The organism is Streptomyces sp. NPDC028907 (assembly GCF_055564995.1).
In genome coordinates this window covers 677,233-686,483 of record NZ_JBVHVE010000003.1, presented here as the reverse complement: position 1 = coordinate 686,483, position 9,251 = coordinate 677,233, and the positions used below count along the sequence as shown (strand labels likewise).

General features: G+C 70.4%; 15 protein-coding genes. 1 reads left to right on the top strand and 14 read right to left on the bottom strand.

Annotated elements, in window-relative coordinates:
• Positions 1-9: 9 nt before the first annotated feature.
• The 14 genes from ACZ4UU_RS12345 to ACZ4UU_RS12280 form a co-directional block, all read right to left on the bottom strand.
• Entirely contained in the window at positions 10-762 is a 753-nt protein-coding gene (locus ACZ4UU_RS12345) for a hypothetical protein (RefSeq protein WP_468039040.1), read from the bottom strand.
• Positions 763-829: 67 nt separating this feature from the next.
• Complete coding sequence (locus tag ACZ4UU_RS12340; protein WP_468039039.1) at positions 830-1,969, bottom strand: phage minor capsid protein; 1,140 nt, start codon at positions 1,967-1,969, stop codon at positions 830-832.
• The gene (locus tag ACZ4UU_RS12335) at positions 1,929-3,521 is read right to left on the bottom strand and encodes a phage portal protein (RefSeq protein ID WP_468039037.1); all 1,593 of its coding nucleotides are present in this window, start codon (positions 3,519-3,521) and stop codon (positions 1,929-1,931) included. Before ACZ4UU_RS12335 ends, ACZ4UU_RS12340 begins: the two co-directional genes overlap by 41 nt.
• Positions 3,521-4,798 carry a PBSX family phage terminase large subunit gene (locus ACZ4UU_RS12330; protein WP_468039035.1) on the bottom strand — a complete coding sequence of 426 codons (1,278 nt, stop codon included), beginning with the start codon at positions 4,796-4,798 and terminating at the stop codon, positions 3,521-3,523. The genes ACZ4UU_RS12335 and ACZ4UU_RS12330 overlap by 1 nt, the downstream gene beginning before the upstream one ends.
• On the bottom strand, positions 4,785-5,330 hold the full coding sequence (locus tag ACZ4UU_RS12325) for a helix-turn-helix domain-containing protein (protein ID WP_468039033.1): 546 nt from the start codon (positions 5,328-5,330) through the stop codon (positions 4,785-4,787). Before ACZ4UU_RS12325 ends, ACZ4UU_RS12330 begins: the two co-directional genes overlap by 14 nt.
• Before the next feature lie 67 nt (positions 5,331-5,397).
• Entirely contained in the window at positions 5,398-5,997 is a 600-nt protein-coding gene (locus ACZ4UU_RS12320; protein ID WP_468039031.1) for a hypothetical protein, read from the bottom strand.
• 217 nt (positions 5,998-6,214) lie between these two features.
• On the bottom strand, positions 6,215-6,394 hold the full coding sequence (locus ACZ4UU_RS12315) for a hypothetical protein (protein ID WP_468039029.1): 180 nt from the start codon (positions 6,392-6,394) through the stop codon (positions 6,215-6,217).
• Positions 6,395-6,460: 66 nt separating this feature from the next.
• Positions 6,461-6,607, bottom strand: a complete 147-nt coding sequence (locus tag ACZ4UU_RS12310) for a hypothetical protein (RefSeq protein ID WP_468039027.1) — start codon at positions 6,605-6,607, stop codon at positions 6,461-6,463.
• An 83-nt stretch (positions 6,608-6,690) separates the two neighbouring features.
• Positions 6,691-7,329 (bottom strand): hypothetical protein, encoded by a 639-nt coding sequence (locus ACZ4UU_RS12305; protein WP_468039025.1) that lies wholly within the window; start codon positions 7,327-7,329, stop codon positions 6,691-6,693.
• On the bottom strand, positions 7,326-7,832 hold the full coding sequence (locus tag ACZ4UU_RS12300) for a hypothetical protein (protein WP_468039024.1): 507 nt from the start codon (positions 7,830-7,832) through the stop codon (positions 7,326-7,328). Before ACZ4UU_RS12300 ends, ACZ4UU_RS12305 begins: the two co-directional genes overlap by 4 nt.
• 2 nt (positions 7,833-7,834) lie before the next feature.
• Complete coding sequence (locus ACZ4UU_RS12295; protein ID WP_468039022.1) at positions 7,835-7,993, bottom strand: hypothetical protein; 159 nt, start codon at positions 7,991-7,993, stop codon at positions 7,835-7,837.
• 2 nt (positions 7,994-7,995) lie between these two features.
• Entirely contained in the window at positions 7,996-8,346 is a 351-nt protein-coding gene (locus ACZ4UU_RS12290; protein ID WP_468039215.1) for a helix-turn-helix domain-containing protein, read from the bottom strand.
• A 70-nt stretch (positions 8,347-8,416) separates the two neighbouring features.
• Entirely contained in the window at positions 8,417-8,608 is a 192-nt protein-coding gene (locus tag ACZ4UU_RS12285) for a hypothetical protein (protein ID WP_468039021.1), read from the bottom strand.
• On the bottom strand, positions 8,608-8,787 hold the full coding sequence (locus ACZ4UU_RS12280) for a hypothetical protein (RefSeq protein WP_468039019.1): 180 nt from the start codon (positions 8,785-8,787) through the stop codon (positions 8,608-8,610). Before ACZ4UU_RS12280 ends, ACZ4UU_RS12285 begins: the two co-directional genes overlap by 1 nt.
• 165 nt (positions 8,788-8,952) lie before the next feature.
• Between ACZ4UU_RS12280 and ACZ4UU_RS12275 the strand changes: the two genes are divergently transcribed.
• Positions 8,953-9,249 carry a helix-turn-helix domain-containing protein gene (locus ACZ4UU_RS12275; RefSeq protein WP_468039017.1) on the top strand — a complete coding sequence of 99 codons (297 nt, stop codon included), beginning with the start codon at positions 8,953-8,955 and terminating at the stop codon, positions 9,247-9,249.
• Positions 9,250-9,251: the final 2 nt, after the last annotated feature.

The window sequence follows — 9,251 nt, the reverse complement described above, 5'->3', positions numbered from 1 at the left end:
GCCTACTCCTTACGTGGTCTGTGCGGTCTTGAGCCGCTTGAGTCGTACGACCTCGGCGAAGTTGCGGGCCTTGGTCGCGGCCTCGATCTGCTTGTCGATGGAGGCGTTTTGGTCGCCGGAGCCGCCTCCGCCGCCCATGTCGCCGCCGGAGCGGCCAGCGCCCTTCGGGGCGAGCTTGGCGAGCTTCTTCACGGCGGCCGCGATGCCGTCGGTGTCGACCTTGCCGTCCTTGTCGACGAACCGTGCGGTGTCGATCAGTTCGGCGGCCTCGCCCAGGTCGACGCCGGCGCGCGTGGCGGCGGCTTCGAAGCGGGCGACGGCGAGGTCCTTGCCGTGCTCGATGGCGGCGGCCGTGCGGCCCCGCTTCTCGGCTTCGGCGACGGCCTTCTCCTGCTCGCTCATCTGGGAGGCCTTAAGCGTGGCCAGCTCGTCGGCGGCGCCCTTGTTCTCCTTGGCGCGCTTCTCCCACTGGCGGGCGAGGGCCTTCCAGTCGGTGCTGTCTCCGTCGCCGGAGCCTGCGCCGCTCTGGTTGCCGGCGCCCTGGCCGGAGTCTCCTGCGCCTTGGCTCGAACCCTGGCTGCCTGCGCCTTGGCCGCCGGACGCGCCTCCGTCACTGGAACCGCCCTGGCCGCCTGTGCCGGAGCCGCCTTCGCCCTCGCCGTTGCCACCCGCGATGGCGTAGATCGGCGAGCCGTTGCGGCGTCGGCCAAGAACGGTTCCCGCTGCGTGGGTTGCCAGCGGGTGCTTGAAAGGGACCTGCATTGTGTTCTCCCGTGCGGGATTGTCCGGCGGTCGCCGTGCGGCGGGTGCCGGGGGTCTGTGGGGGCGCCTACCGGGCGGCGCCGATCTGCTCGCGGGCAGGCTTGCGACGAAGGTCGGGGTGCACGTCCACGTGCTCGCGCATGGCGGCCTGCCACTTGCGGACGTACGCGCCCGCGCGGCGCCGCTGCTGCTCGTCCATCGCGGCAGCCTGGCGGCGCTTCCACGCCCGGATGTGCCGCTCGATCGCCCGCTGCCGCTGCGTGTCCTCGTACGTCGTCCCCGGCGTCGCGTGGTGCGGCGGGCGGGTCGACACGCCCGGCAGGTAGGCGCTGAGGCTGTGGCGGCAGTTCGGGTGGAACAGCCCGGCCGCGCGCGCCTCCACGAGCGACCCGGCGGCGTGCACGACGACTGTGCGCGTGGGAGCGAACAGGCCGCTCGGCTGGATCGCATGCTCCACGCGGAGCGACTGCGGTCCGGGCGGCCCGGACAGGGTGAGGATCTCGCCCTCCCACTGCGCGCACAGAGGGCACTCCAGTGGGGCGTCGGACACGATGACGAGGCCTACGCCGATCTCGGCGAGGGCGTCGATGTGCCCCTCCACGGCTGCCCGGGCGGTGACCGAGCGGACGGCCATCTCGGCGTACGAGGCCATGTCCCACGACCGGCCGGACCGGTCGATGAACCCGGTGATCCCGCGTGCGGCGAACTGGTCCAGGGCCCGCTGGGCGGCCTGGCGGCGGGTCACGGTGCCCAGCAGCACCCCGCCCGACGCCCGGGCGACGATCCGCCGGTAGCCGTCCACCACCGCCCTCGTGATGCGCTGGTACACCGGGCGGGTGTCGTCCGCCATCGATGCCGCCAGCCGGTCGACGGCCGGCGCGTTCGGCACCGTCGCGCGGGCGACGAGCTCGCGGCCGATGTCGAGCGCGCCGAGCTCGGCGACGGCGGCCTGGCGGCCACGGTTGTACGCCTCGATCAGGGCCTCGCGGACTTTGCCGTCGGTGTCCTGCTGGAGTGCGTCGGTGACGGTCTCCACGGCCTGCCGGAGGTTGCCGATCGCGGCGAGCTTGAGTTCAGCCCACAGGGGGCTTTCGAGATCGGCCTCCAGCGCCTTGGCGAGGCGCTCCAGGAGCGAGGCCTCGGCGTCCTCGTAGAGGCGGGCGACCTCAGTCGCCAGGTCCTCCGCCATCGCTGGGGAAACCGGCATCGGGCCCGCCTCCTTCGGCTCCGGTCAGCGTCGGGTCGGCGACCACACGGCCAGACTCGCCGAGGATCGCGTCGACCTCGGCCGTGACCTGCTGGTCGTCCCAGTCCGGATGCGTCATTCGCACCAGGGTGTCCGTGGACGCTGCCTCGGCCCGGCGCAGCAGCTCGGCCGTGGTGGCGAGCTCGGTCGGGCCCTCGCTGATGGAGTCCTGGAACTCCACCTTCGGCGGCTCCAAGTCCAGGCCCGTGACGCGGAACCTCTCGCCCGCCTGCACGGCCAGGAGGGCCGCCGTGATGTCCGAGAGCGCGGGCCCCCAGTACAGGGCCTTACGCGACCGGGTGCTCATGCTCCGGCGCTCGCGGGCGCGGATCTCGGTCGCGGTGACCGCGGCCCCGTCGCCGGTCTCCCCGAACGTCGACGCGGAGTAGCCGGCCTGCCGTACAGCCTGCTCGGTGAGCTCGGCGCAGGTGTCGCGGTGCTCCTGGACGCGGATCTCGAACTGGACGACGGTGAGCGGGTTCGGGTCGCCGGGCCGTTGGAGCATGTTGAGCCCCGAGTAGACCCGGCGTTCCTCGCTCCACGCTGCACCCTGCCCGGGGCCGAGGGACTCCAGCATGCTGTTGGGGACGACCACGCGGCCCTTGCCGTTCTGCACGTCCCGCATCCACGACGAGTAGGTCTCGTCGAGCTGGTCCATCAGGCCTTCGATGCCCTGGAAGTCGGACTGTCCCCAGTAGGCGGCGGTCGGGATGTGCCTCCAGGCGCGCGCGGGCCGGACGTTGGGCACGTAGGCGGCGGTGAGGTGGTCGGGGGCGCCGGTGTCGAGGCCGCCATCCTCGTCGACCATCGCGGCGAGCGGGGCCGTCTCGGGGTGGTCGGCGAGCGGTCGCGGGGCGCCGAGGCTCGTCGTTGAGCCTTCGTACAGGCCGTGGTAGATGCGGCCCTTCTCGTGGCGCTCCAGGTGCCGGAACACCCGCTGGTCGTTGCGGCCTTCGGCCTCCAGCACGGTCCAGAAGGTGACCGCGACGAGCCGCCCGTACCGGAACTCGGGGACGGCGCGGTCGGCGGCCACGGTGTCGATCCACGGCCGGTCCGACACCTCGTCGTCCCAGACCACGCGCAGGTAGGCGCCGCCGAGCGCTGCGCAGATCTCCCCGGCCTCCAGGAGGGTCGGCTGGAGGCCGTCCTCCATCAGGCTGTCGAGGGCGGCCTGGGTGGCGTCGTTGGAGCCCTCGGGGGCGAGGAGCTTGGGCGGCTCCGAGAACAGCAGTTCGCTGCTCGTGCGGGCGATGTCCCCGGCGAGAGGGACGTGGAGCTTGTCGCGCTTCTCGCCGTCGGGGGTGGGCTGTCCCCAGAACCAGCGGGCCAGGCGTCCCACGACACCGCCGCGGTGCTGTGAGGGCCGGTCGACGGCTTCGCGGTAGCCGCGGCCGGAGTACCGGGCTTCGAGCCGGTCGGGGTCTGACGAGTACCAGGCGTCCCAGTCGGCGAGGGCGTACTGGACACGCTCGTCGACCGGCGGCCACGGCCTGTCACCAGTGGGCAGAGGCATTACGCGGCCACCTCCAGGAGCAGCGGGATGTGCGGCCGCCACAGGGCCTCAGTCGTACGGACGCCGTACCGCAGCGCGTCACAAGAGTGGTCGTCGACCTTGATGGGCTTGTCCTCGCCCTTCTCAGCCGCCTCGTCATCCCAGGAGTAGCCCGGGATTTCCTCGATCAGCCCGACCGCCGAGGGGTGGATACGCAGCCGGTCAGCGGCAAACAGGCTGCCGACCGTGCGGATCCCGTCCAGGACCGCGTTCTCCGCCGGGGTCACGCCGCTCACGCCGTCGCGGTGCAGCTGCTCGATGTACGAGGCCGCGGACGGGTCGACGATGGTGAACTCCGGCTGCACGCCCAGGACGTTCGTCTGCGGCTGAGCGACCCCGGAGAGCCAGCGTCGGCGAGCTTGGCTGTACTCGGCGTCAGTCTTCTTGCGGCGCTGCGCCCGGGAGTCCCACCGGTACTCCGAGACGACGTACAGCCGCTGGTCGACGCCAAGCCCGATCAACAGGTCGGCGTACGGGTTGGTGGTGCCGTAGTCGATCGCGTCGCACAACCAGCGGGCGATGTGCGGCAGGTCGGAGACGACGTGCCGGGTCTCGTCGAACGCCTCGTAGATCGCGCCCTCGGCCTGCACCCAGTGCCCGAGGATGTTACGCCGGTAGAACAGGCCCACGTATGTCGACTTGAGCGACGCGACGTACTCGGGGTCCAGGTACGGGTTGTCGTCGAGGGTGAAGTGCCACGACCTGAGCCGGGTCTCTGCAGGCCGCTTCAGGTAGTCGCGGCGGAACCAGTGGTTCGGGTTGTCGGGGTTCGTGGTCGTGAAGATCCGCGCGCCCCTGACGCTGCACCGCGCCACCAGCTGGTCGAAGAACGTCTGTGGCAGGGTCGTTGCCTCGTCGACATACGCCCCCGCACAGGTCATGCCGCGCACCTTGGGCTCGGCCTTGGCGTCGTTCGCGCCCATCATGTGCACGATCCGGCCCATGATGACCGCGGTCGGCGCGCCCGGGTTGTAGTCGATCTGCTTCGCCAGGCCCCCGAAGATCTCCGGGTTGGTCAGCGGGGCGATCACGTTCCGGTACAGCGAGTCCCGTGTGCGGCCGACCATGACGAGCTCGCCGCCGGTCGGCGCATTCGCGACGAAGATCAGCCACGCGAGCAGCGAAGCGATGGTCTTCCCCGACCGGACGCTGCCCTCCCAAGCGTTGATGCGCGCCTCGGCCTCCACGATCGAGACGATCTGCTTGCGGGACAGGGGCAGCGCATCAAGGAGACTCACCCTCCGCCTCCTCGCCGGTGCCGCCCTCCCCGGCCGCGGCCTGGTCGTACGCGGCCTTGAGGCCGACCATGAGCTGGCCGAGCATCGAGCGGGCGTCGTCGGCGCCGGCGTCGTCGGCGGGCGGGACGAGCTTGAGGGACTTCTCCAGGGCGATCCCGGCCGCGGCCATGAGGTTCTTCTTGTCGCCGGTGGGCGGCTCGTCCACGTAGTGCTCGTTGTACGTGTTCTCTTTGCCGCCGAAGTTGTAGATCGTCGCGGGTTCCCACATCTGCTGCGTGAGCTTGAGCGCGTCAAGGTGGAGGTCGACGGCGGTGTCGGCGCGCAGTGCGGCAAGTTGGGCGACGCGGTGGCGGGTGGCGTCCTCGGTCATCGACACGTCGAAGACGAGGCCTTCCTCGGCGCAGATGACGGAGACGGTGCGCTGGGCGCGCCCGGTGCGGCGGGCGATCTCGTTGCGGCCGAGGCCTTCGCCGTGGAGGCGGATGATCTCGGCGCGGTCCTCGTCGGTGACCGGGGTCCACTGGTTCGGCATGGTCACCTCCGGACGTGCGAAGGCCCGGCCGCGCACGGGCGCGAGCCGGGCCGGTCAGCAGGGTGGGTCAGTAGTTGCCGTTCGAGAGGATCTCGCCCTTCTCGTCGTACACGGTCACAAGCCCGTTCTTCGACTCGTAGCAGGACGCGAACGCGGACGCGATCAGCTTGCCGTCCGAGGCGTGCGGGCCAATGAGACCGCCCGTGTAGTCGGTGAACACCTCGGCCGTGTCCAGGATGTCGTTGTTCTTGTCGGCGCCGGTCACCTTGGTGACGTGCTTCACGGCGGACTTCTCGGCGGGGGTGCCGGACTTGGTGACGCAGTCTTTGAACTGCTCGGCCTGGCTCTTGTCCTCGGCGGCCGGTTCTTCCTTCGCGGGCTTGTCGGCGGCGGGTTCCTCGGCCTGGGCCTTGGGCTTGTCCGAGGCGGCGGTGACGGCCTTGTCCTTGTTGCTGGTGTCCTTGGCGTCGCCGCCACCTGCGAGGGCGCCGATCACAATGAGGCCGACGAACACGGCACCGATGATGCCGAGGATCTTGCCGGTCTTCCGCTTCGGCGGCTGAGGCGGGGGAGCGCCCCAGCCGGGCTGTTGCGGGTAGCCGTAGCCGGGCTGCGTCGGCTGCTGCGGGTGCCCCCACTCGGGCTGTTGCGGATGGTGCTGGCTCATGTCGCCCCCCATTGGCGCAGTTTGCGTGGAGGGTGAATCTAGCCGCTGTGTGGGGCGTGTGAAGGCGTTGGGACGGTTCTGTGACCTAAGTGGGTCACGGTCCGGAAATGGCGAAGGCCCGCACGGAGGCGGGCCTTGGGGTTTGGGTCCGGGCACGCCGGACGTGAGGCCCATAGTCAGGGATCATCGCCGGTTTTGCAACTACGGGCGTAGTCGCCTAGTCGTCGTCCTCGTCGAGGGCGGTCTCAACTTCCTTGGTCTTCCCGCTCGTCGACAGCTCCGCGCGGATCGGGTTGTCGCCGGGGACGCCGGCCTTCCTGGCGGCGTCGACGAACGCGGCGAGCTCGTCGAGGGTCATGTCCTTGTCGGCGCCGGTGAACTTGAGGGCTGCGGGCATGGGTTCAGGATGGCGTACGAAGGCCCCGCCGCGCAGGGTGTGCGGCGGGGCCTCGTGGTACGACGATCACGGGTCGTAGAAGTCGTTTGGATCGGCGAACCCCCACTCGTCCTCGGCGGGCTCGTAGTTCATGGCGTCGTTGTTCGATGGTTCTTGGTTCTCTTCGGGGTCGATGTCCCGTCGGACGGGAGTGTCGGGATCTGCTTCGCTCATGGCTCCAGCCTCGCAGTGGGGAGTATTGCCGGTCAGCGGATCGGCAGTTCTGTCAACTTTTTGTCATGCCTGCCGACGGGGCCTCAGGGGTTGGGAGGCGGATGGTGGCGGGCGACGTCTGCCGGGCTGTAGGTGACGGTTCCGGCCTGGCCGATGCGCTCTACACGTAACCCCTTCTGGGAGGGGTCGCCGGAGCCGTTGTTGGTGTTGTTGTTGTCGCCTGACCTGCAACAACAACCCTCTCTATGGGGTTCGGCGGCAGCGGGAGAGGACGCGGGTGGGATGGCCTCCCGGCGCACGGACGGCCCGTTCCCCTCTCGCGTGCGCCCGGACTTCCAGGGGATGCCCTCGGCCTTGAGGAGCGCCTTCACTGCCTTCGTGTCGGGGAGCTTCAGGTCGTCACGGAGGACGGTGAGGAGGACGCCCTTGTCGTCGCCGACGAGGCGGCGCAGAGCCTCGCCGATATCCGGGGGCGTTTCCTCCTCGGCGGCCTGATCCTCGCGACGGCCTCCGATCCACCCGCGCGCCTTCTGCCAGCCGTGTGTGCCGAGGATGCCGACGATGACGTATGCGATCTCGGGGAACGCGGCGACGAGCCCCCAGACCGCGAGGCCAGCGACGAGGGCGAGGATCGCGCGCGCCGTGCGCTCGCTCATCCCGCCTGACTCCCCCGCCGGTTCGGCCTCCTCGGCCTCCGTCTCCGTTGGCTCGTCGGCGCTCACGTGAACGTTCCTTCGAAGCCGGACCCCAGCAAGTTGACCGCGCTGCCGAGCGGTACCGCAGCCATCCCGGCCACGTTCCCGGACAGGGCAAGGCAGATCCCAGAGAAGGCGCCCCAGACCAGCTTCGCGTTCGGCACCTTGGGCGCCCACTTCAGCAGGGCGATGAACACCAGCGTGAACAGGAACACGATCACGAAGCCGCCGTCCGTGAGGACGACCGGGTTGCCGCGGACGACGAGCGGGGCGTTGCCGCCGACGCCCAGGACCAGACCGGCCCACCCGCCGACGTTGGCGATCCAGATCGCGAGCCAGGTGACGATGCCGAGCGCGGACCAGGCGGTGAACGTGGCCAGCGCGGCGAGCAGCCCGTAGATGTGGGCGAGGACGAACGGGACCAGGCCGGCCCACCGGTGCTTCTCCTGGAACCACCAGCGGATGAGGAACATGAGGATGATGCCGACGCCGAGGGCGACGCCACCGAGGTTGATGACGGTGTACGGCATGGTCAGTGGCTCCAGACGGCCGCGACGTAGGTCACGGCGAGGGTGATGAGGGCGACGGTGCAGGCGGCCGGGCCGAGGTACAGGAGTGGGGCGCGGCGGGGTGCGACGGCGTAGAGGCCGGCGGCGCCGAGGAGGGCGAGGATCGGCCAGACGGCGCGCACGGCTACGTGGCCGGTGTGGCGGCGTGGCGGGCGTGGACGCGGTCGCGGATCGCCTCGGCTTCGAGGTGCAGCAGCTGGCGCGCGATGTCCTCGGCGGGGGCCTTGTATGAGGCGGCGAGGAGGCGCAGGTCTTGGCCGAGCTGGAGGCTCGGGGGGAGCGTCAGTCCCTGCTCGCCGAATGCCACAGGGGGCGCCTCGTCGGGGGCGGTGTCGGGCTGGTCGTCGGTGGGCCGGTTGTGGAGGTCTCTGCGGACGGTTTCGCGGGAGACGCCCAGCTCGTCGGCGATCTCTGTGGGGTTCATGCCTCGGTCGGTGAGGTGTGCGACGACGATCTGTCGCGTGGCTCGGGACATGCTCACGGTGGTCTCCAAGAGGTGGCCGCCCCGCGTGGGGGATTTCGCGGGGCGGCCGGTCTCGTGAGGGTCAGTTGGTCCAGTCGGTGTGGCGGTCGCCGCGGCGGTCGCGCTTGCGGTCCTTGCGCTCCCACTTCTCGCCCTCGGCAGCGGCCTTGGTGACGGAGCGGTGGTGGGCGCGGCGGCGTTGGGTGCTGAGGTCGGCAGCCAGCTGGCGGTCGTTGCCGGGCGCGAGGCTGCGCACGAAGTCTCGGAGACCCATCAGCTGGCACCGCCGGTCTGGTTGCCGTGGACGCGGTCCTCGCGGGAGAGCTGCTGGCGGCGGGTCTGCGCGTCGGCGTATTCGGCGGCGGCACGATCCAGCAGCACAGGGGCCGGGGCGTCGATGTCCTCCGTGACGGGGGTGGGCTGCTCAGGGGGTTGATCGGTACGGTGGGCCATCAGGGCCTGCCTTTTCGTGATGGTTGAGGTGGGCCTGACCCCCGGCCATATGGAGCGGCAACTCCGGCCGGGGGTCGTTCTGTTGGCAGCACTCGGCTGCTTGCTCCCGACTGTAGGGGTCCCCTACAGTCCGAGGCAAGCGGCCCACCGGATGAAGGGCCAGGAGTGAGCGACGAGGAGGTGCGCCGCGTGTCGGACGCCCTGGACGCGGTCGAACAGATCGCGGACGAGGAGGAGCGGGTGAAGGCGAAGAGCCGGATCATGGCCGAGCAGGTCCGCCGCAACCCGGAGTGGTCGGCCGAGCGGGACGACCTCATCCGACGCTTCCACGAGCAGGAAGGCCTGTCGTACCGGAAGATCGCGGATCGTCTCGGCGTGAGCCTGAGCATCGTCCAGACCGTGTTCCGCGGCTACAAGGGGTCCGGGACGGCACGGCCGAGGAAGGACCAGGCGGAGGAGTAGCG